Below are 21,716 nucleotides of genomic sequence, written 5' to 3'. Positions count from 1 at the left end.
CGACACCATAGTCTTTCGGTCATGAACATCTCTCGACGTCACCTCATGGGCGGCATGACCGGCATCGCCGCTGCCGCCGTCCTCAGCGCCTGCGGCTCCAACTCCGGCGGTGTCGACACCGGATCGAAGTCCTCGGCCTCCGGTTCGGCCGGCGCCTCGGCCAAGATCACCCAGTGGTACCACGAGTATGGCGAGAAGGGGGTCCAGCAGGCCGTCAACCGCTACGCGAAGGACTACAAGGACGCCCAGGTCACCGTCAAGTGGACCCCGGGCACCGACTACATGAAGCTGCTGGCCACGACCCTCCTGTCGGGCAGCGGCATTCCCGACGTCTTCGAGTCCGAGTACGGCGCGACCCTCGACATGATCCAGCAGGGCCAGGTCGTCGACCTCACCGACACCCTCGGCGACGCCAAGGACAAGTTCTCCAAGCCGGTCCTCGACCGGATGACCTACGAGGGCAAGATCTACGCCATCCCGCAGGTCGTCGACATGCAGCTCCTCTACTACCGCAAGTCGCTCCTCGAGAAGGCCAAGGTCAACCCGCCGAAGACCTTCGCCGAGCTCGTCGAGGCCGCCAAGGCCGTCAAGACCAAGGACATGGGCGGTTTCTTCGCCGGCAACGACGGCGGCATCGGGGTGCTGAGCAACATGCTCATCTGGGCCTCCGGCCTCGACCAGTTGAACTCCGACCGCACCGACATCGGCTTCCTCGAGGACGCGTTCTTCACCGCTGTCACCTCCTTCCGTGACTTCTACAAGTCGGGCAACCTCCTCCAGAGCGCCTCGAAGGACTGGTACGACGGCTCGGCCTTCGTCAACGGCGAGACGGCGATGCAGTGGGGCGGCCTGTGGTCGCTCAATGACATCAAGAAGAAGTGGTCCGACGACTTCGACGTCCTCCCCTTCCCGGCCATCGGCACCTCCGGCAAGCAGGCCGTCCCCTTCGGCGCTTACGGCTCCTGCGTCGCCGCCAAGGGGGCGAACAACGCCGTCGATGCCGCGAAGGCGTACAACAAGTGGCTGTGGGTCGACCAGACCGACAAGCAGATCGACTTCGCCAACTCGTACGGCACCCACATCCCGTCCCAGTCGTCCCTGGTGCCCCAGTGCACCCAGATCGCCGACGGCGCGGGCAAGGAGGCCGCCGAGTTCGTCGACAAGTACGGCAAGGCCACCGACCTCTTCTGGACCAGCACCATCTCGGACGCCTACACGGCGGCCCTCACCAACGTCGTCGCCAAGGGTGCCGACCCCAAGACGGCGTTCACCGCCTTCCAGAAGACCGCCCAGACCGAGCTGAAGCGCATCAAGAAGTGAGCACGACGAGCCCCGCGAGGACGAGCGCGAGCCCGACGCTGTGGCGCCGGGTCCGCGGGCACCAGGGTCGCAACCTGTGGTTCGCCCTCTTCGTCGCCCCGTTCCTCGTGGGGCTCCTCGTCTTCGTCTACGTCCCCATCATCTGGAGCGCGTACCTGTCGTTCTTCGACGCCCGCGCCACCCTGCGCCCGACGAGATTCGTCGGCCTGGCGAACTACGAGTACCTCCTGTCGGACCAGTTGTTCCGCAACTCGATGCTCACCTTCGTCGCCTTCGCCGCCCTCATCGTTCCGCTCACCTATGTGTGCTCCCTGGCCCTGGCGCTGGCCCTCGACAACGTCACGCACCTGAGGGCGTTCTTCCGGTCGGCCTTCTTCATCCCGACCGCCTGTTCCTACGTCGTCGCGTCGATGGTGTGGCGGCTGAGCTTCTTCAACGGTGCCCGGTTCGGTCTCATCAACTCGCTGCTGCGCCGGTTCGGCGGGCAGGACGTCAACTGGCTCGGCGGAGTCGGGTCCTGGTACTGGGTGGCCATCGTCTCGCTGCGGTTGTGGCTCCAGGTGGGCTACTACATGATCCTCCTCATCGCCGGGCTCAACCGCATCCCCACCGACACCTACGAGGCCGCCGCGATCGACGGCGCCGGGCGCTGGCGGACCCTGCGGTACGTCACCCTCCCCCAGCTGCGCGGCACGAGCGCCGCCGTCCTCATGCTCCTGCTCATCGGCGCCTTCCAGGCCTTCGACGAGTTCTTCAACATGCTCTCGACGGCCGGCGGGTACCCGCCCTACGCCCGGCCACCGCTGGTCCACCTGTACATGGTGAGCGTCGGCGGCTCCCAGCAGGACCTCGGCGTCGGCGGAGCCGGCACCGTCATCCTCACCGCCGTCATCGTCGTCTTCGGGCTGGCGCAGAACTGGCTGACGAACCGTGGCGATCGGAGCGCCTCATGAGCATGGTCCAGGGCCGACGTGGCCGCCCCCTGCACGCTGTCAAGGTCGCCGGGCTGTTCATGCTGGCGCTGCTGTTCCTCCTGCCCTTCTACGTCATCTTCCGCGACGCGTTCACCAGCGACGAGGCCTTCGTCGCCGCGACCTGGACGTGGATCCCCGACAACCTGCACCTGTCGGTGCTCCGCGACCTCTTCGCCGACCCGGACCTCGACCTGGCCGGCGCCATGGTCCACTCGGCGATCCAGTCGATCGGCCAGACACTCCTCACGGTCCTCGTGAGCTTCATGGCCGGCTACGGTCTGGCCCGGTTCAGGAACCGACTGGCCAACGTCATCCTCAAGCTCACCGTGCTCACCCTCATGGTGCCGACCGCCGTGACCTTCGTGCCGAGCTTCATCATGACCAGCCAGCTCGGCTGGATCGACAGCTATCGCGGGCTGATCATCCCCATGGCCTTCTCGGCCTTCGCCACCTATCTCTTCCGGGCCTCGCTCCTGGAGTTCCCCAGGGAACTCGAGGAGGCCGCCAACCTCGACGGGGCCAACCCGTGGACGACGATGTGGCGGATCGTCGTGCCGAACTCCATGGGCATCATCGGGGCGGTCTCGACGATCACCTTCATCGGCGCCTGGAACGCCTTCCTCTGGCCGCTGCTCGTGGCCCGCGACAACACCCGGACGGTCCAGCTCACCTTGAGCCGGTTCATGACGAGCCAGGGTGTCGACTACGCCCAGCTCTTCGCCGGCGCGCTCGTCGCCGTCGTGCCGGTCGTCATCGTCTTCCTCTTCCTCCAGCGGTACCTTGTGCAGGGAGTCGAGACCTCGGGGCTCGACTGATCCTCCACCGAAGGAGACGACGATGAGTGACGCCCTCATCGACATCAGCGGGCTCGTCAAGACCTTCGGGCGCACCCGCGCCCTCGACCACCTCGACCTGCGCGTCGAGGAGGGTTCCGTCCACGGTTTCCTCGGCCCCAACGGTGCCGGCAAGTCGACGACGATCCGCATCCTGCTCGGGCTGCTGCGACCCGATGCGGGAACCGCGCGGCTCTTCGGGGCCGACCCGTGGGCCGACGCCGCCGAGTTGCACCGGCGTCTGGCCTACGTTCCCGGGGACGTCACCCTGTGGCCCGGACTCACCGGGGGCCAGGTCATCGATCTGTTGGCGCGCGCCCACGGCGGCATCGACGAGACCCGACGGGCCGAGTTGGTCGAGCTCTTCGACCTCGACACCCGCAAGCGCGCCCGCAGCTACTCCAAGGGCAACCGGCAGAAGGTGGCCCTCGTCGCGGCCCTGGCGGCCGACGTCGACCTGCTCGTCCTCGACGAGCCGACGAGCGGCCTCGACCCCCTCATGGAGCGGGTCTTCGCCGAGCAGGTGCGCCGCTTCATCGCCGAGCGGCCCGGCCGCAGCGTCCTGTTGTCGAGCCACATCCTCTCGGAGGTCGAGCAGCTCTGCGACGAGGTGACGATCATCCGCGACGGCCGAGCGGTCGAGTCCGGATCGCTCGAGCACCTGCGGTCCCTGCACAGCCTGCGGGTCGACGCCGTCCTCGACCGACCCTGGGTCACCTCGAGATTCCCGGCGTGAGCGAGGTCCTCGTCGACGGCACCCGGGTGAGCGCCCACGTGACGCCCGAGCACCTCGGTGAGTTCCTCGAGGCCCTCACGGCCCGCGGGGTGCGCTCGCTCACCTCGAATCCGCCGAGCCTCGAGGACCTCTTCCTCGAGCAGTACGACCGGGCCCCTCGATGACCGGAGTGGGCGTCGTGCTGCGGTTGGCACGGCGTCGTGACGGGCTCGTGTGGGCGCTGTGGGCCCTGGCCCTGGTGTTCCTCATGCCGTTGACCGCCTCGAAGTATCACGACCTCGTCCCGGTCGGGGCCGACCCGCAGGTCACCCTGGCTCCCATCACGTCGAGCCCGTCGATGCTCGGCCTGCTCGGCCCGGCCTTCTCGGTGGCCTCCACGGGCGGGTTCGTCTACTGGCGGGTCGGCGGGTTCACCGCGCTCATGGCAGCCCTGGCCGTCGGCTTCCTCGTCATCCGCGCCACCCGCGTCGAGGAGGACGCCGGGCGCGCCGAGATGCTGCGGGCCGGCGTCGTGTCGCCGCACGCACCGCTGCTCGCCGCCGCCCTCGAGGCCGTCATCGGCAGCCTGGCCATCGGCGTGCTCAGTGCCGTCCTGGCCGGTGCCGCCGGGCTGGGCTGGGCCGGGTCGTGGGCGGCGGGAGCATCGATCGCCGCGGGCGGTCTCGTCATGGCCGGCCCGGCCCTCGTGTGCGCGCAGCTCTTCGGCACCGCCCGCTCGGCCCGCGGCTGGTGCCTCGGGCTCGTCTACGGCGGTCTCTTCCTGGCCCGGATGGGGGTCGACGCGCAGGGGACGACGTCCTCGGTCGACCGCCTGCGCTGGGTCATCCCCCTGGAGTGGCCGCTCCTCGCCCGGCCGTGGGCCGGCGACCGGTGGTGGGTGTTCCTCGTGCCGCTGCTGTGGTTCGTCGCCCTGGCCGGCCTGGCCGTCGTCCTGGAGTCCCGACGCGACCACGGCTCGGGTCTGCGTCAGCCCCGTCCCGGCCCGGACCGGTCCCGGCTGACGGTCGGGCCGGCCCTGAGCTGGCGGCTGGAGCGTGGTTTGGTGCTCGGCTGGTTCCTCGGCACGACGGTGGCTGCCCTGGGCACCGGGTCGATCCTCGAGCAGGCCTCCTCGACGATGAGGTCCAACCCGGCGATGGCCCGGATGCTCGAGGCCATGGGCGGGTCCGACGACGTCACCATCGCCTCGGACATCGCCATGTTGTCGATCATCGGATCGATCCTCCTCGTCATGGCGGTGACCCTCGTCGCCCGACTGCGGTCCGAGGAGACGGCCGGGCGGGTGGAGCCGCTCCTGGCGACGACACTGCCCCGCACCCGGCTCATCCTCGGCCAGCTCGGCGTCGCCCTCGTCGCCACGAGCATCACCCTGGTGGCCGCCGGGGCTGCCGTGCCGCTCAGCAGTGCGTCGTCCTCCGGCGACTGGGGCTCCGTGGCGCGCTACCTCGGTGCGGCCGCGGCGCTGCTGCCGGGGGTGTGGCTGCTCGTCGGGTTGACGGCCTTCCTCGTGGGCTGCGCCCCACGACTCGTGCCGCTGGCCTGGGTCGTCGTCGGGTGGACCATCGCCGCCGCCTGGCTCGGTCCGGTCCTCGGGCTGCCGGGATGGGCGCAACGGCTCCAGCCCTTCGGTCACCTGGCCGTGCCGCCGCGGGACGTCATGGACTGGAGGCCGTTCCTCGTCGAGTCCGCCGTGGCGCTCGTGCTCGGGGCGGCCGGGGTGCTCGGGTGGCGTCGGCGGGACGTGCCCGCCTGAGCACCCGGAGCGCCCCGGCCGTCCGCCGTCGCTCAGTCCTCGAGGGTCGAGAGGTCACCTTCGTCCTGTCCCAGCGCCCGCGCCTTGAGGACGCGGCGCATGATCTTGCCCGACCGGGTCTTCGGCAGCTTCTCGACGAACTCGATGGTGTCGGGCTTGGCGATCGGCGAGAGGGTCTCGGCGACGTGCGCCCGGATGTCACCAATGAGGTCCTTGCTCGGCTCGAAGCCGCGGTTGAGGACGACGACCATATGGATGGCATTGCCCTTGACCTCGTGCGGCAGGCCGATCGCCGCGCTCTCGGCGACGGCCGGGTGGGAGTTCACCGCGGCCTCGACCTCGGCGGTGCCGATGCGGTGGCCGGAGACCTTGATGACGTCGTCGGTGCGCCCGATGATCCACACGTAGCCGTCCTCGTCGATCTTCGCGGAGTCGCCGGTGAGGTAGACCCCCGGGTACTTGCTCCAGTAGGTGTCGACGTAGCGCTGCGGCTCCTGGAAGAGGGTGCGCAGCATCGAGGGCCACGGGTTCTTGAGGACGAGGAAGCCGTCCTTGCCCGGAGGAACCTCCTTGCCCTCCTCGTCGAAGACCGCAACCTGCTGGCCGGGGATGGGCCGGCCGGCCGAACCGGGCTTCTTGGGCATCGTCGGGCCGCTGGTGAGCTGCATCGCGCCGGTCTCGGTCTGGAACCACGTGTCGATGACCGCGCACCTGCCGTCCCCGACGACGTCGTGGAACCAGCGCCAGGCCTCCGGGTTGAGCGGCTCACCGGCGCTGATGAGGATCCGCAGGCTCGACAGGTCGTGCTTGCGCACCCAGGCGTCACCGAACCGCATGAGGGTACGGATGGCGGTCGGGGCGGTGAAGACGCCGTTGATCCCGTAGTGCTCGATGAGCTCCCACCACACGTCCGGGTAGGGGTAGACCGGGCTGCCCTCGGCCATGAAGGTCGTCGCACCACGCAGCAGCGGGGCGTAGATGACGTACGAGGTGCCGGTGATCCAGCCGGGGTCGGCGGTGCACCACCACCGGTCCTCCTCGTGGATGTCCATGCAGTACTTCATCGTCGCCGACAGGTGCACCTGGTAGCCGCCGTGGGTGTGGACGACCGCCTTGGGCTTTCCGGTGGAGCCGGAGGTGTAGAGGATGAAGAGCGGGTCCTCGGCCTCCACCTGCACCGTCTCACAGCGACCCTTGGCGATGGGCAGCTTGCACAGGGCGTCGTACCAGTGGTCCCGGGTCGGGTCCATGCTGACCTCGGTGCCGGTGTTCTTGACGACGATGACGTTCTCGACGGTCGGCGAGAACTTCACCGCGTCATCGACGATCTGCTTCATCGGGAAGACCTTCCCGTTGATCCACGATCCGTCGACGGTGATGACGACCTTCGACTCGGCCCCGTCGATCCGCGCGTTGAGGGCCTCCGAGGAGTACCCGGCGAAGACGACCGAATGGATCGCACCGATCTTCGCGCAGGCGAGCATGGCGAAGAAGAGTTCGGGGATCCGCGGCAGGTAGATGGTGACGATGTCACCCTTGACGACACCCATGGCCTTGAGGATGTTCGCCATCTGCTCCACCTCACGGTTGAGCGAGAAGTAGCTGAAGGTGCGCACCTTCGAGGTGTCCTCACCGACCCAGATGAGGGCCAGCTTGTTGCGTCGGGCGGTCGTGAGGTGCCGGTCGATGGCGTTGGTGACGATGTTCGTCCGGGCGCCGTCGAACCACTTGAAGAAGGGCGCGTTCGAGTCGTCGAGAACGCTGTCCCAGGGCTGGGACCACTCGAGTTCGGCGGCCTCCTTGGCCCAGAAGCCGGTGAAGTCCTCGGCCGCTCCCTCAAGCAGGCCGGACCAGTCGGGGGCGTTCGCCGCGTCCTTGACGGGATCGGGCGCCTCGACGATGTCGGGGGTGGTGTCGGTCATGATCGTCCTCCTTGACGGTGTGTCGGGTCGGGTTGGATGGGGTCAGTCGTTGTCGAGGGTCGACAGGTCGCCCTCGTCCTGGCCGAGGGCTCGGGCCCGCAGGACGCGGCGCATGATCTTCCCGGACCTCGTCTTGGGGAGCTTCTCGGTGAAGTCGAAGGTGTCGGGCTTGGCGATGGGAGACAGGGTCTCGGCGACATGGGATCGCAGATCGGCCTCGAGCTGCTTGCTCGGCTCGAAGCCGCGGTTGAGGACGACGGCGACGTGGACGGCGTTGCCCTTGACCTCGTGCGGCAGACCGATCGCGGCGGCCTCGGCGACCGCGGGATGGCTGATGAGCGCCGACTCGATCTCGGCGGTGCCCAGACGGTGCCCGGAGACCTTGATGACGTCGTCGGTGCGCCCGATGATCCAGAAGTAGCCGTCCTCGTCACGCCGGGCGGAGTCACCGGTGAGGTAGAGGCCGGGGTACTTGCTCCAGTAGGTGTTGAGGTACCGGTCCGGGTCGTGGAAGAGGGTACGCATCATGGCCGGCCACGGGTTCTTGAGGACGAGGTAGCCCTCGGTGCCGTCGGGCACCTCGTTGCCCTCCTCGTCGACGATGGCCGCCTCCTGGCCGAAGACCGGACGGCCCGCCGAGCCCGGCTTGAGCGGCATGGACGGCACGGTGGTGATCTGGAACATGCCGGTCTCGGTCTGCCACCAGGTGTCGGTGATGGGGCACCGGTCGTTGCCGACGACGCGGTGGAACCAGCGCCAGGCCTCCGGGTTGATGGGCTCGCCGACGGTTCCGAGGATGCGCAGGCTCGACAGGTCGTGCTTGCGCACCCAGGCGTCACCGAACCGCATGAGGGTACGGATGGCCGTCGGGGCGGTGTAGAAGGAGGTGATGCCGTAGTGCTCGATGAGCTCCCACCAACCGTCGGGGTAGGGGAAGGTCGGGCCGCCCTCGTGCATGAAGACGGTGGCACCGTTGAGCAGCGGTCCGTAGACGAGGTAGGAGTGACCGGTGATCCAGCCGGGGTCGGCGGTGCACCACCAGCGGTCGGACTCCTTGATGTCGAAGCAGTACTTGAGGGTCGTGTACGTGCCGACCTGGTAGCCGCCGTGGGTGTGGACGATGGCCTTGGGATTGCCGGTGGAGCCGGAGGTGTAGAGGATGAAGAGCGGGTCCTCGGCGTCCACCTGAACGGTGTCGCAGTGTCCCTTGGCGATGGGCAGCTTGCACAGGGCGTCGTACCAGTGGTCCCGGGTCGGGTCCATGGTGACCTCGCTGCCCGTGTTGCGCACGACGACGACGTTCTCGACGGTCGGCGAGAACTTCACGGCCTCGTCGACGATCTGCTTGAGCGGGAAGACCTTCCCGTTGACCCAGGACCCGTCGGCGGTGATGACGAGCTTCGACTCGGCCCCGTCGATCCGGGCGTTGAGGGCCTCCGAGGAGTACCCGGCGAAGACGACCGAGTGGACGGCGCCGATCTTGGCGCAGGCGAGCATGGCGAAGAAGATCTCGGGGATCCGCGGCAGGTAGATGGTGACGATGTCACCCTTGACGACACCCATGGCCTTGAGGATGTTCGCCATCCTCTCGACCTCACGGTTGAGGGCGAAGTAGCTGAACGTGCGCACCTTCGAGGTGTCCTCACCGACCCAGATGAGGGCCAGCTTGTTGCGACGGGCGGTGCTCAGGTGACGGTCGATGGCGTTCGTGACGATGTTCGTCCGCGCTCCCGTGAACCACTGGAAGAAGGGGGCCTTCGAGTCGTCGAGGACGGCGTCCCAGGGCTGGGACCACTCGAGCTCGTGCGCACGGTCCTGCCAGTAGCCGGCCGGATCGGCCTTGGCCTGTTCCTCCAGGGCCTGCCAGTCACTGACCCAGGCCTCGTCGACGATCTCCTGGGCCGGTTCGAACACCTCGTTGTCACTCATGAGTCCTCCTCGACCTGACGGTTGTTGAGGACGATGCAACCACAACTTCGACACCAATGTGAAGAAGTTCACAACATTTCATGGCAAGTTCCTCCCCCGCTTGTGCACGGCCGCACACTGGATCCATGAGCACCCTCGACCGCCGACGCCCCGCCCCCGTGACGAGGACCAACCCTGCCGGACGATCCGCCCTCGTCATGGCCGCCGTGGTCGGCATCATGTGGGTCATCGAGGCCCTCGACGTCGCCCTGGGGAACTCCCTCGACGAGTTCGGTATCCACTCGTGGAGCCTGTCGGGACTGTGGGAGATCTTCACCGCCCCGTGGCTCCACTACGGCTGGGCACACCTGGCCGGTAACTCCGTGCCGCTGTTCATCCTCGGCTGGCTCGTCCTCGTCGAGGGCACCCGCACCTGGCTCGTCTCGGCCTTCGTCATCACGGTCTGTTCGGGCCTGGCGGCGTGGGCCGGCAGCGCCCCGGGCACCGTGACCCTGGGGGCCTCCGGGATCGTCTTCGGGTGGTTGGCCTATCTCCTCGTCAAGGGCCTCTTCACGAGGCGACTGGGCGACATCGTCCTGGCCGTCATAGTCTTCCTCATCTACGGCTCGGTGCTGTGGGGAGTGCTGCCCGGGACGGCCGGGGTGTCGTGGCAGGGGCACCTGGGCGGGGCCGTCGGCGGGGTCATCGCGGCCTCCGTGCTCACCCGCGACCAGCGCCGTCGGTAGTCGGTCACGGGCGCGTCGGTGGTAGCTTCGCGGGGGTGAGCAGCCTCCCCTTCGTCTCGGACACCTTCGACCCTGCGCGCTGGCGCGAGATGGGTCTCGAGCTGTCCGACATGACCTTCCACCGCCTCGTCTCCCGTGGCGAGGTCGACGGCGTCCCGGCCGGCGAGGACCTGCCGGTCATGCGGATCGCCTTCGACCGACCCGCCATCCGCAACGCCTTCCGGCCGCACACCGTCGACGAGCTGTACCGCTGCCTCGACGTCGCCCGCTGCTCCCCCGACGTCGCCGCGATCATCCTCACCGGCAACGGCCCCTCCCCCCGCGACGGCGGGTACTCCTTCTGCTCGGGCGGCGACCAGCGCATTCGCGGGGCCGCCGGCTACCAGTACGAGACGAGCGAGCAGGCCGGCGACGAGGACCTGGCCACCGATGCCCGCCGGGAACGGATCGAGAAGGGTCGGCTGGGGCGGCTGCACATCCTCGAGGTGCAGCGGCTCATGCGGGCCACTCCCAAGCCGATCATCGCCGCCATCCCGGGGTGGACGACCGGCGGCGGGCACTCCCTCATGGTCGTCGCGGACCTGGCCGTGGCGAGCGTGGAAAACGCCCGGTTCAAGCAGGTCGACGCCAACGTCGGGTCCTTCGACGCCGGCTACGGCTCGGCGCTGCTGGCCCGGCAGATCGGTGACAAGAGGGCCCGGGAGATCTTCTTCCTGGCGCAGACCTACGACGCCGTCGAGGCCGAACGGTGGGGGGTCGTCAATCGCGCCGTGCCGCACGCCCAGCTCGAGGAGACCGCCATCGAGTGGGGTCTGACCATCGCCGGCAAGTCGCCCCAGGCCATCCGGATGCTCAAGTACGCCTTCAACATGGTCGACGACGGCATCGCCGGCCAGCAGGCCTTCGCCGGGGAGGCGACCCGGATGGCGTACATGACCCCGGAGGCCCAGGAGGGACGCGACGCCTTCCTCGAACGGCGTTCCCCTGACTGGTCCGACTACCCCTACTACTTCTGAGGCGGCGTCGTGGCGATCCCGGAGGTCTCACGGGTGCGGGTGGTGCGCGTCGAGCGGACCGCCCAGGACGTCGAGTGGCTCGCAGGTCGGTTGGCCGAGGTCTTCGCCGGGGCGACGTCGGTGCTCGTCCCGGCCGGCGGCGACGAGTTGCCCCCGGCGGTCCTCCAGGACGTCGAGAACCGCGTGAGGTGGCTGCCTGCGCAGGTGTCGCTCGTCGTGCGCACCTCCGGGTCGACGACCGGGACCGGGCGGCTCGTCGGGCTCTCGGCCGCCCAGCTGCGCGCCTCGGCGGTGGCGACCGGTGAGCGCCTCGGCGGGCCCTGCACCTGGGTGCTGGCCCTGCCGCCTCACCACATCGCGGGCCTGCAGGTCGTGGCCCGGGCGGTCGGGGACGGCCGCGACGTCGTCACCGTCGAGGGACACGTCGACGGCCCGTCGGTGGCCTCGGCGGTCACCGAGGCCCTGGGTCGGCACGAGGACGGTCGGGTGGCCATCTCCCTGGTGCCGACACAGCTGGTACGCATCCTCGACGACCCGGACGGCGCAGCGGCCCTGGCCGGGTGCGCGGCCGTGCTTCTCGGCGGCGCCGCACCCTCGACCGACCTGGTGGAGCGGGCGCGGGCGCTGGGGATTGCGGTGCGGGTGACGTACGGCATGAGCGAGACCTGCGGCGGCTGCGTCTACGACGGCGTCCCGCTGGACGGGGTGCAGGTGAGGCTCGATGACGGGCGGGTGCTCCTGTCCGGACCGATGCTCATGAGCGGTTACCTCGACGAGGGCCCGGTCGGCCCGTGGCTGGCCACCCAGGACCTCGGCCACTGGCAGGACGGTCACCTCGTCATCGACGGGCGTGTCGATGACGTCATCAATTCCGGGGGGCTCAAGATCGCCGCCGGTCAGGTGCTCGCCCAGATCCGCGCCACCGGGATGGTCCGCGACGGCGTGGTCCTCGGCCTGGACGACGCCGTCTGGGGCCAGGTCGTCACCGCCGTCGTCGTGCCGGGGCGGGGCTGGCGCGGGCCGGAGGCGCTGCGCGAGCTCGTGGGGCGGCGTCTGGGACGCAGCCATGCCCCGCGGGTCATCGCCGAGGTGGCAGAACTGCCGATGCTCGCCTCCGGGAAGGTCGACCGCCTCGAGGCCCGTCGGATCGCCGAGGAGGCCCGTCGGTCGGGGGCTGCCTGGGTCAGGTGACCTCGGTCGGCAGGGCCAACCGGATGCAGTGTGTCCACAATCCGGACACGTCATCATCCGCACTTGACACCCAGTACTCATTGGCAGACTCTGTCGTCAGACAGCAATCAGCTGTGGGTGAACCAAGGAGGATTCACATGACAATTATCCAACGAGTCAGTGCGAGTCGCCCCGCGCGCTGCGGAATCAACACCAAGGAGACCCCCCACAAGGGATAATCGGCTCTTCCCAGACGAGGGTGTAGGTGCCGTGTTCACCTGAGCGGGCCGGGGTGGGTGTGTCGCTGCCGGGATAGGCGTCGAGGTCTTCCGAGGATGGAAGTTCTCACACAGCCATCCGAAAGACCTCGACGTGTTCGATGCTACCTTCAGCGACCCCGACCTGACCACCGTCACCGGCCTGGATGACCTGGGCCTACAAGCAGTCGGTCAGTGTTTGTTTCCGCACAAGGCAGTGCTGGCCTGCCGCGTCGTCGCCGATGACCGCTGGTGCCGACGGTGCGGTTGCGAAGGGCGCGTGCGCGACTGCGCGGTGCGGGAACTGGCCCATGCTCCGCTGGGATGGCGCCCGACGATTCTGCAGGTCCGGCTGCGTCGCTACCGCTGCACTGGCTGCGGGCACGTGTGGCGCCAAGACATCAACGCCGCGGCAGCGCCACGGTGCAAGCTCACCAAGACAGCTCTGGCCTGGGCGCTCGAAGGACTCGTGGTGGCACACCTGTCGATGAGTCGCGTAGCGCAAGCGCTCGGGGTGGCGTGGGGCACCGCCAACACCGCCGTCCTGGACGAAGGACGCAGGCGCCTGATCAGCGATAACACCCGTTTCGATGGCGTCAAGGTGCTCGGCGTGGACGAACACGTCTGGCGTCACACTCGCCGCGGGGACAAGTACGTGACCGTCATCATCGACCTCACCGGTGTGCGGGATGGGACCGGTTCTGCGCGGCTGTTGGACATGATTGAAGGGCGTTCCAAGGCCGCCTTCAAGACGTGGCTCGCCAGCCGCGACGAGGCGTGGCGGGAACAGGTCGAGGTCGTCGCGATGGATGGGTTCACCGGGTTCAAGACGGCCGTGGTCGAGGAGATCCCGCACGTCACGGCCGTGATGGATCCCTTCCACGTGATCCACCTGGCCGCCGACGCCTTGGACGAATGCCGACAACGCGCTCAGCAGGACATCTTCGGCCGACGGGGCCGCGCCGGTGACCCGCTGTACAGGGCCCGACGCACTCTGCACACCGGCGCCGACCTGCTCACCGACCGCCAGAAGGTCCGGCTGGCTGACTTGTTCGCCGATGAGCGTCATGTCGCGGTCGAGGTCACCTGGAGCGTCTACCAGCGCATGATCGCCGCCTACCGCGACCCCGACCGCACTGCCGGGAAGGCCACCATGAGCGCGCTGATCGCCTCCGTGGCCCGTGGTGTTCCGGCCGGTCTTGCCGAGGTCGCTCGACTGGGCCGGACGCTGAACAAGCGCGCCGCGGACGTGCTGGCCTACTTCGACCGTCCCAGCACGTCCAACGGCCCAACCGAGGCCATCAACGGACGACTCGAGCACCTACGCGGCATCGCGTTGGGCTTCCGCAACCTCACCCACTACATCGCCCGCAGCCTCCTCGAGACCGGCGGCTTCAAGCAGCAACTACACCGTTGATTGGGAAGAGCCCCTTCGGCTTTGATGACAAACGGGTGTCCAGGCTGGAACGAGCTAGCACCGTGCCCTGGGGGTCGACGATCATCGAATGCCCGCAGAACGCCTCGAGCTGCTTGTCCGTTGCGACAGCAAACACCCGGTTCTCTTGGCTGCCGGCCACTCGATCAATACTGACGACGCAAGGTCGCGTTGTTGGGACAGCGTCACGAGCGCGGCGGCCCCGCAAGACCAGGTTCATGAACACCTCATCGGGACACAGAGCCCGGCCCGGGCCCAGGAGATCGTCAGGAGCGTCGAGAGAGCTGCGCCGCGCGAAGCCTGCAACAAGGGCTCCATTCTTGCGCGAAACCTATTGGCGTTTCATCGCGATGCGCTCATACGCCCGTCGGAGCCGTTTGAGGCACATCATGATCACGATTAGGAAGTGTGTACCTGCGGCGATGGCGACGCCTGTCCATGTCGTGCGGAGCACGCCTCGGTCCATCCACTCGCCTGCGCCCATGACCACGAGGTAGAGCGTGAGCGCCAGGCCCCAGACGATAGCCCACAACGTGTTGGCCATGCACTCGTCGACCAAACGGAAATCAGTCTCTGTTAACCGCTTGTCCTGGCTCAGCGTCGTGCGGAGCTGGAAGAGGAAGATCGACATCGAGAACAGCAGACCGGCCACGATTGAGACACCGGCGACCGGCCCGCCGACATCCTTCAACGTCGCACCCCTGACCCCAGATACGACGCCGAGCATGACCGGCACCAGCGTCTGGGCAATCCACGCTCGACAGTCGGGTTTGTTGGTCCTGGAGTCGTAAAGCGTACGGAAATGGTCAGCGGGGACTCGCCACAGCGATGACTTTCCCATGCTGCATCACTCCCTCGGCCGATTGCTCCAGATTGGATTCCACTGGCCGCCCTGCCGTTCAAGAAGCCTCGACACGCGATCAGTGCAGCGGCTGATAAGTTCGTTGTCGGGCAGCGGCGGGTCCCCGGCAGCGGACAGCAACTCGCGGATGGCGGGGCCAGACTCATCGCCGAGAAGGAACTTCCTTGAGCGGCCCCCCTGCTGCATCGTCACATAGACCTCGTGCGAAGGGTCGAGGTCCTGCACGGAGACTATCTGCTTGAGAACATCCTGATCAGTGAGTCGCCCAAGGAGCCGACGCGGGAAGAACTTCAGTCCACGCTCAGGCCGTGCGAGGTACGAAACACGTCCGACCTTCACGTCAGGGCCGTCGGCCACGTCCACGCTCTTGCCAGTCGTGCGCACCTCCACCTCTGTCAGGTTCGCCAATTCCAGCCAGCTCTCTGCCTCGACGGCCTTGCTCGTGACCAAGGTGACGGTGTCCATTGTCGTCGAGAAGTGGTGCTTGAACATCGCCATGATTCGACCACCCGCGGACCCCCTCGAAGATTCCTCAGCCAAGAAATACGCGCGTTCGCCAACCAGAGGAACGAACAACAACGCGCGGTTTGAGCCGACCGGGGCTTCGTCGTCGGTGATCGTGTGGACGACCGTGCCGGTCTTGATGTCTCGCACCTCACCGGGCTCGCCATACGATCCGACACGAAGATCGAGGAACTCGACACGAGCTCCTACTCGGATGACAGATTCCACACGCACGTAGGTCTGCTGCTTGGCGAACGACTGATCCTCCTCGGGAATGGCGGTGACCCAGTCGTGAAACACCTCAAGGAGATCCGCGCCGTCGAGGTCTGAGGGCGCCCGAGTCTCACCGTTGTGAACCCGCGCCTGGTGGAAGGTCATCTCCGTGACCGTGAGGACTCGTCGGCCCATGGCTGCTCCTAGATCAAGGTACTACCTCCATCATCGCCCAGCCCACTGAAAAAGTCGCGAAGGCCAGATGACACCCAGCAACCCCCAACCGGCTACACTATTACCATATCCGACAAAAGAGGGGGTGTCATGACGGCGCTCAAGGACTACGCCCGTACCGTCGACCTGGCTGCCCGCCAGGACGGAGTCGTCACCCGCCAGCAGCTCCTGCGCTACGGCATCAACCCCTCCAGCATCCCCAGGATGCTCGCCGACGACACCATTCTGGCCGTCGCGCAGAGGGGGGTCTATTACGTGCCGGCGCTGTTCGACACCATGCACGGGTGGCACCGTGTCATCTGGGAGTCGTTGGAGCCAGCCATGTTCACGCAGGAGAAGCTGAACGACCCGATTCCGGTGGGGGTGTTCTCTCACTACACCGCTGCCGAGTTCCACGGGGCGTGGGACCTTCCCATGGAGTCGCACCTGACCCGGCCCACCTCGCGCCACGTTCAGCGATACACCGTCCACGTCGATCGCCTGAGCCCCGACGACATGTGCTGGATCGACGGACTACCGGTCACCACCCTCGAACGCACCACCTACGATCTGGGCCACATGCGTCTCATGGACGGTGAACACCGCTCCCGATGGATGCTCGAACTCGTCGAAGAACACGGCTGGACCATCGACCGCGTCTGCGAGGTCATGGGCCCCGACGCCGTCAAAGAATCCCTGCCCTACTACCTGGAGAAAGTGGCATGAACCGACCCGCGTATGGCGACGGTGACGCCATACGAGCAGCCCTGGCCGATGCGTCCGCCCGTACGTTCGACAACGTAGAAGAGCGCCAGTTCGCCGTCCACGTCTGGGTCATGCAACGACTCGTAGCACGGCTGTGTGCACACGACCAGTTCGTCCTCAAAGGTGGCCAGGCCATGATGGCGCGGCTACCTCACCAATCCCGACTCACCAAGGACATTGATGCCACGATCCTCGCCACTAGCGTGGACGCCGCCGTCGAACACATCCGCTCCCTGATCGGCCAGCCGACACCCATTGATGACTGTCTCCGGTTCCAACTGCGAGACGGGTGGAGCGCCGTGGGTCCGACAAGACACCTCCTGCGCGCCAAGATCACCCCGTTCATCACCGACAGGCGTGGCCAGTGGCGCAAGATGCCTAACATCGGCCTGGATGTGGCTCTCACACCGGCCTTCGAGTTCTCGCCCGACGTCCTCGGTCTCCGTCCGCGCCTCGACCTCACACGCTTCGACGACTGGCCTCGGATCCCCCTCATCCCCTTGGCTGAACACACCGCCGAGAAAACCACCGCCATGTACACCCTGCACTCGGGGAACATGTCGACCCGCCGCCGCGACCTCATCGATCTCGCCCTCATTGCGACGTGGCTTCATCCTGACCCCCACGACGTCACCGACGCCCTCGGCCGGGTCCTCGCTCGACCCAGCTACAGCTTCAACACCATCACCGTCCCGGACCGGCTCGTCGTCCCCGAGATCGAGATGGCGGCCTACAACGCCAGCACCCAGGTAGGACCATGGGATCAGACCAAACCCCTCATCGAAGCAATGATCGGACCCGCCCTGGCCGCCCACCACACCGTCACCGGGGACACCTTCACGATCCCCGATGATGTCGCAGCGCTACCACTGGACCCCCATCGGTCACGCCTGACACCCGAAGCTCCAACCATCGATGGCACCGCACGTACCCAGCCACCTACACACGTCCGCCGCCGAGGTCGGGGGTTGTCAGGCTCTTCAGGATCCAGGGTGTAGTCGGGGTCTGAATCCTCCGGTCTCCAGGAGTGATCTGGTGATGTAGTGGGTGAGGTTGCGGAATCCCAGGGCGATGCCGCGGAGGTGTTCGAGTCTGCCGTTGATGGCTTCACNGGCTCTTCAGGATCCAGGGTGTAGTCGGGGTCTGAATCCTCCGGTCTCCAGGAGTGATCTGGTGATGTAGTGGGTGAGGTTGCGGAATCCCAGGGCGATGCCGCGGAGGTGTTCGAGTCTGCCGTTGATGGCTTCACTGGGCCCGTTCGAGGTCCCGGGGTGGTCGAAGTAGGCCAGGATGTCGTCGGCCCGCTTCTTCAGGGTGTGGCCCAGAGTGGTGACTTCGGGCAGGGCCTTCGGGACTTTGGTGGCGATCGCGTCGATGAGGTGGGCCATGATGCGTCTGCCCTCGGCACGGTTCTCGGCGCGGTAGGCGGCCACGATCTCCTGGTAGACCGCCCAGGTGACCTGGACCGGGGCGTGGGCGTCGGCGGCGAACACCTGTTCCAGGCGGGCGGCCTGCCGGTCGGTGAGCAGGTCCCGGCCCGTGTGCAGGGTCAGCCTGACCCCGAACAGGGGGTCGCCCGCCCGGCCCCGATGGCCCGTGGTGTCCTGCTGGACGCGTTGGCGGGTGACATCGAGCTGGTCGCCGGCGAGCTGCACGACGTGAAACGGATCCACGACCTCGACCGCGGCCGGGAGTTCTTCGGCGGCTGCGGTCTTGAAGCCGGTGAACCCGTCCATCGCCACGATCTGGATGCGGTCGCGCCAGGCCTGGTCGCGGCCGGCCAGCCAGGTCTTGAACACCTTCTTGGAACGTCCCGCCACCATGTCGAGCAGCCGGGAGGCCCCGGTGCCGTCGCGTCTCGGTGTCAGGTCGATGATCACGGTGACGTACTTGTCACCACGGCTGGTGTGGCGCCACACGTGCTCGTCGACCCCGATGACCTCCACGCCCTCGAAGCGGTGCGGGTCGTCGATGAGCCGGCGGGTGCCCTCGGCCAGCACCGCATCGTTGGCGGTGGTCCAGTCCACCCCCAGACCAGCGGCGATACGGGAGACCGGCAGGTGATCGAGCACCAGGCCCTCCAGTGCCCAGGCCAGCCCTCCCCGCGACAGTTTCGCCCTGGCCTGGGCGGCCTGGTCGGTGTTCTGGCGCCACACGTGTCCGCAGCCGGTGCACCGGTACCGGCGCACCCGGATCTGAAGGATCGTGGGCCGGTGGCCCATCGGGGTATGGGCCAGCCGGCGGATCACCGTGTCACGAGGGACCCCCTGGCATCCGCACCAGTGGCACCAGTCGTCGGGGGCGACGACCCGGCAGGCCAGGACCGTCTCCTCGTCACTGATCAGCTGGCCGGTGACCTCCAGACCGAGTTCGTCGAGACGGGCGAATGTGGTCAGGTCGGGGGTGCTGAAGGTAGCGTGGTTCATGGAGGGCCTTGCGATTCACGAGGACGGGACTTAAGACACTCCGATCCTCGCGCAGGGTCCTCCCCCCACGCACCCCGGCCCCACAGGCCAACTACAGCAGACTCTCACACAGTCAAGTCACAACTACACCCTGGATCCTGAAGAGCCCGTGGACGACCGGGAAGAGTAGCAACGAAATGGGGCGTCGTCCCATTTCCAGAATGGAGCTTCTGACGATAATGAACCGAGATGTGAGCCTCTTTCTGCTGTCGAGACTGTTCAGCATGGCGGGCGACTCGGCCCTGACGCTCGCGGTCGGCATGTGGGTCCGGTCCTTGACGGGGTCGTCCTCGATGGCCGGGCTCGCCATGGCCGCCGCGGTGGCTCCACAGATCGTCGGTCTCGTGTTCGGCAGCCGGTTGGATCTCATCCCGAGGAAGACTGGCGTCCTGGTGTCCGATCTTGTCTCCGCCATCGTCCTGCTGGCGCTGCTCCTGGTTCACGGGCCCGAGGACCTGTGGATCGTCTTCCTCGTCCTGTTCGTCGTGGGATTGCTCGGGGTCATCTCGGGGGCCTCAACTTCCGGTGCCATCAAGGTTCTCTGCGACGACCGATCCCTACCGAAGGTCTTGTCGACCCTCAATGGGTTCAGCGGCCTGCTGTCCATCGTCGCCCCTCTGGCCGGCGCCTTCCTCCTTGTCAAGGTGGGCATTCAGGGTTTCACAGCGGTGTCGTCGGGGCTTCTCCTCGTCGGCGCCTTGGCGATGCTCCCAACTCATGTCGTCAGTGACCTGACCTCGGTGCCTCCGGGGATGGGGGCAGGTTTCCGGCACATCCTGAGAACCCCTGAGCTTCGGTCGATCGTGCTCGGTCTCGGACTGGTGCAGATGGTCGCCGGCTCCATCGACGGAGCCATGTACGCGCTGATCGACAGCCTCAATCGACCCTCGTCCTTCGCTGGCACGCTCGTCGCCTTCCAAGGTGTGGGGATGATCGTCGGCGCCGCAGTCACCGCCAAACTCGTTCAATGGTTCCGTCCGTCGAGTCTCATCGCCACCTGTTTCGTTCTGGTGGCCGGATGTCTCGTGGGGATCTGTCTGGCGACCCCGAGTGTGCCGTGGGTGCTGTCGTTCATCGTCATCGCCGGTCTGCTCGCCTCGATCATCTTCACCAGCGCAGGGTATGCCGTGCAGACGATGACTCCGGAGGCCGTCATTGGCCGGGTGAGGGCGGCCTCGAACGCGATCCAGTCGGCCCCGGCGGTGGTGTCCATCGTCATCGGCGCACTCGTCGTCGCGGTGGCCTCCTTCAAGATCCTCTACGTCGCCAGCGCCGTGGCCTGTGCAGCCACGACCCTCTTCCTCGTCCTCGACCGCATCCATGCACATCGGACCAGCGATCCGATCGCCCTCGACGGCGAGGACGTCACGGTGCCGACGTGACGAACCGGCCCCTCCCCCTGCGGGCTAGAGTGACCACTCGTGCCCGACCTTCCCTGCTCCGATGCCGTCTCGACACTGCCCGGGGCCGCCTGGCTCCGTGAGGTGCTGGCCTGGGTCCCCGACGGCGTCGACCCGTGGATCTGGTTGGCCCCCGACTCCGATGACGCCCCGGCCATGGTCGGCTGGGGACAGCAGTGCCGGTTCACCGCCTCCGGGCACGGGGCCATCGAGTCGGCCTGGCACCGGCTGGCGTCCTGGGCCGGACGCGAACCGGTCATCGCCTTCGGCTCCTTCCCCTTCTCCCGGGCCCAGGAGGGCTTCCTCGTCGTCCCCCGGGTGCTCATCATCCGCCGCCACCTCGGCGGCCCGACGACCGTGCTGGGTGACTACTCCCCCGTCCGTCGTGACATCGCCGAGGCCGTCGAGCCCCACCTCACTCGGTGTCCGGCGGTCGACGAGGCGACATGGACGGCGTCGGTGAGCGCGGCGACGCGCCGCCTCGGCGCCGATGAGCGGCTCGAGAAGGTCGTCCTCGCCGGGGCCGTCGACGTCCACTCCAACGCCGTCATCGACCGCGGCCAGGTCGCGGCCCAGCTGGCCGCCCGCTTCCCGGGATGCTGGACCTACAGCCACGACGGGCTGGTCGGGGCGACCCCGGAACTGCTCGTCGACTGCCGAGACGGGCTCTTCCGCTGCCGGGTGCTCGCCGGGACCCGCAAGCCCGCCTGGGCGGACGAGCTGCTCCATGACCCCAAGGAACGTCACGAGCACGAGTTGGCGGTGACCTCGGTCACCGGTCGTCTCGTCGAGGCCGGTCTCGTCGACCCGGTCGTCCGTGGCCCGTTCCGGCTCGAGCTGCCCAATGTCGTCCACCTGGCGACCGATGTCACCGCCCGGGTGAGCGGCTCGAACGCCGCCCGGATCGTCGACGCCATGCACCCCACCGCCGCCGTCTGCGGCACACCGCGCGAGGAGGCGTACGACCTCATCGGGCAGGTCGAGCAACTCGACCGCGGACGCTTCGCCGGCCCGGTGGGCTGGATGGGCTCGGACGGATCGGGGCAGTGGGCCCTGGCCCTGCGCTGCGGACAGTTCAGCGCGGACTCCCGCGAGGTCCGGATGTACGCCGGTGCCGGGATCATGCCGAGCTCCGACCCTGCCAAGGAGTGGATCGAGATCGGCGCGAAGATGGAGGCCTTCGCCTCGGGCCTACCCGGACGCTGAAGCCGCCCGAGTGCCTGG

Annotated in this window: 20 protein-coding genes; 14 read left to right on the top strand and 6 right to left on the bottom strand. The window is 67.5% G+C overall.

Annotated elements, in window-relative coordinates; genetic code table 11:
- Positions 1-21 precede the first annotated feature (21 nt).
- From E0E30_RS03840 to E0E30_RS03820, 6 genes are read left to right on the top strand one after another with little or no spacing between them, the layout of a single operon-like run.
- Entirely contained in the window at positions 22-1,320 is a 1,299-nt protein-coding gene (locus tag E0E30_RS03840) for an ABC transporter substrate-binding protein (RefSeq protein WP_130865162.1), read from the top strand.
- Positions 1,317-2,273: a carbohydrate ABC transporter permease gene (locus tag E0E30_RS03835; RefSeq protein ID WP_167853877.1), complete on the top strand. Its 957-nt coding sequence runs from the start codon at positions 1,317-1,319 to the stop codon at positions 2,271-2,273. Before E0E30_RS03840 ends, E0E30_RS03835 begins: the two co-directional genes overlap by 4 nt.
- A gap of 2 nt (positions 2,274-2,275) precedes the next feature.
- Positions 2,276-3,109 carry a carbohydrate ABC transporter permease gene (locus E0E30_RS03830; RefSeq protein WP_130866727.1) on the top strand — a complete coding sequence of 278 codons (834 nt, stop codon included), beginning with the start codon at positions 2,276-2,278 and terminating at the stop codon, positions 3,107-3,109.
- 22 nt (positions 3,110-3,131) lie between these two features.
- On the top strand, positions 3,132-3,863 hold the full coding sequence (locus E0E30_RS03825) for an ABC transporter ATP-binding protein (protein WP_342588107.1): 732 nt from the start codon (positions 3,132-3,134) through the stop codon (positions 3,861-3,863).
- Positions 3,860-4,027, top strand: a complete 168-nt coding sequence (locus E0E30_RS13975; protein ID WP_342588106.1) for a hypothetical protein — start codon at positions 3,860-3,862, stop codon at positions 4,025-4,027. The genes E0E30_RS03825 and E0E30_RS13975 overlap by 4 nt, the downstream gene beginning before the upstream one ends.
- Positions 4,024-5,616 (top strand): ABC transporter permease, encoded by a 1,593-nt coding sequence (locus tag E0E30_RS03820; RefSeq protein ID WP_130865161.1) that lies wholly within the window; start codon positions 4,024-4,026, stop codon positions 5,614-5,616. The genes E0E30_RS13975 and E0E30_RS03820 overlap by 4 nt, the downstream gene beginning before the upstream one ends.
- Positions 5,617-5,648: 32 nt before the next feature.
- Here the strand turns inward: E0E30_RS03820 and acs (E0E30_RS03815) are convergent, their stop codons facing one another.
- Both acs (E0E30_RS03815) and acs (E0E30_RS03810) read right to left on the bottom strand, forming a co-directional pair.
- Positions 5,649-7,538, bottom strand: coding sequence for an acetate--CoA ligase (gene acs, locus E0E30_RS03815; protein ID WP_167853876.1), 1,890 nt, complete (start codon positions 7,536-7,538; stop codon positions 5,649-5,651).
- A gap of 42 nt (positions 7,539-7,580) precedes the next feature.
- Positions 7,581-9,467 carry an acetate--CoA ligase gene (acs, locus tag E0E30_RS03810; protein ID WP_130865160.1) on the bottom strand — a complete coding sequence of 629 codons (1,887 nt, stop codon included), beginning with the start codon at positions 9,465-9,467 and terminating at the stop codon, positions 7,581-7,583.
- Between the two features lie 197 nt (positions 9,468-9,664).
- On the opposite strand from acs (E0E30_RS03810), the gene E0E30_RS03805 reads away from it, so the two are divergent.
- The 4 genes from E0E30_RS03805 (at position 9,665) to E0E30_RS03790 (ending at position 14,052) form a co-directional block, all read left to right on the top strand.
- The gene (locus tag E0E30_RS03805; RefSeq protein WP_130866725.1) at positions 9,665-10,192 is read left to right on the top strand and encodes a rhomboid family intramembrane serine protease; all 528 of its coding nucleotides are present in this window, start codon (positions 9,665-9,667) and stop codon (positions 10,190-10,192) included.
- A gap of 35 nt (positions 10,193-10,227) precedes the next feature.
- On the top strand, positions 10,228-11,208 hold the full coding sequence (locus E0E30_RS03800; protein ID WP_130865159.1) for a 1,4-dihydroxy-2-naphthoyl-CoA synthase: 981 nt from the start codon (positions 10,228-10,230) through the stop codon (positions 11,206-11,208).
- A gap of 9 nt (positions 11,209-11,217) precedes the next feature.
- Positions 11,218-12,399, top strand: a complete 1,182-nt coding sequence (locus E0E30_RS03795; protein WP_210115768.1) for an AMP-binding protein — start codon at positions 11,218-11,220, stop codon at positions 12,397-12,399.
- Between the two features lie 351 nt (positions 12,400-12,750).
- On the top strand, positions 12,751-14,052 hold the full coding sequence (locus tag E0E30_RS03790; protein ID WP_130864997.1) for an ISL3 family transposase: 1,302 nt from the start codon (positions 12,751-12,753) through the stop codon (positions 14,050-14,052).
- Here the strand turns inward: E0E30_RS03790 and E0E30_RS03785 are convergent.
- The 3 genes from E0E30_RS03785 to E0E30_RS03775 all read right to left on the bottom strand — a co-directional run bounded on the left by E0E30_RS03785 (position 14,030) and on the right by E0E30_RS03775 (position 15,844).
- Complete coding sequence (locus E0E30_RS03785) at positions 14,030-14,290, bottom strand: nitrilase-related carbon-nitrogen hydrolase (protein WP_130864998.1); 261 nt, start codon at positions 14,288-14,290, stop codon at positions 14,030-14,032. The genes E0E30_RS03790 and E0E30_RS03785 overlap by 23 nt on opposite strands.
- Before the next feature lie 111 nt (positions 14,291-14,401).
- Positions 14,402-14,911, bottom strand: coding sequence for a hypothetical protein (locus E0E30_RS03780; RefSeq protein WP_130864999.1), 510 nt, complete (start codon positions 14,909-14,911; stop codon positions 14,402-14,404).
- 6 nt (positions 14,912-14,917) lie between these two features.
- Positions 14,918-15,844, bottom strand: coding sequence for a hypothetical protein (locus tag E0E30_RS03775; protein ID WP_130865000.1), 927 nt, complete (start codon positions 15,842-15,844; stop codon positions 14,918-14,920).
- Between the two features lie 129 nt (positions 15,845-15,973).
- Here E0E30_RS03775 and E0E30_RS03770 point away from each other — a divergent pair, with 129 nt between their 5' ends.
- Positions 15,974-16,588, top strand: a complete 615-nt coding sequence (locus E0E30_RS03770) for a type IV toxin-antitoxin system AbiEi family antitoxin domain-containing protein (RefSeq protein WP_130865001.1) — start codon at positions 15,974-15,976, stop codon at positions 16,586-16,588.
- Positions 16,585-17,625: a nucleotidyl transferase AbiEii/AbiGii toxin family protein gene (locus E0E30_RS03765; RefSeq protein ID WP_167853875.1), complete on the top strand. Its 1,041-nt coding sequence runs from the start codon at positions 16,585-16,587 to the stop codon at positions 17,623-17,625. The genes E0E30_RS03770 and E0E30_RS03765 overlap by 4 nt, the downstream gene beginning before the upstream one ends.
- A gap of 120 nt (positions 17,626-17,745) precedes the next feature.
- Here the strand turns inward: E0E30_RS03765 and E0E30_RS03755 are convergent, their stop codons facing one another.
- A complete protein-coding gene (locus E0E30_RS03755) occupies positions 17,746-19,053 on the bottom strand; it encodes an ISL3 family transposase (RefSeq protein WP_130865157.1) in 1,308 nt (435 codons plus the stop codon).
- A 176-nt stretch (positions 19,054-19,229) separates the two neighbouring features.
- Between E0E30_RS03755 and E0E30_RS03750 the strand changes: the two genes are divergently transcribed.
- Together E0E30_RS03750 and E0E30_RS03745 are read left to right on the top strand one after the other, a co-directional pair.
- Positions 19,230-20,474, top strand: a complete 1,245-nt coding sequence (locus E0E30_RS03750; protein WP_130865156.1) for an MFS transporter — start codon at positions 19,230-19,232, stop codon at positions 20,472-20,474.
- Between the two features lie 39 nt (positions 20,475-20,513).
- On the top strand, positions 20,514-21,698 hold the full coding sequence (locus tag E0E30_RS03745) for an isochorismate synthase (RefSeq protein ID WP_130865155.1): 1,185 nt from the start codon (positions 20,514-20,516) through the stop codon (positions 21,696-21,698).
- Positions 21,699-21,716: the final 18 nt, after the last annotated feature.

Origin of the sequence: Acidipropionibacterium timonense, assembly GCF_900605005.1 — a bacterium.
Taxonomy (GTDB): Bacteria; Actinomycetota; Actinomycetes; order Propionibacteriales; family Propionibacteriaceae; genus Cutibacterium; species Cutibacterium timonense.
This window is presented reverse-complemented; position numbering and strand designations above follow the sequence as displayed.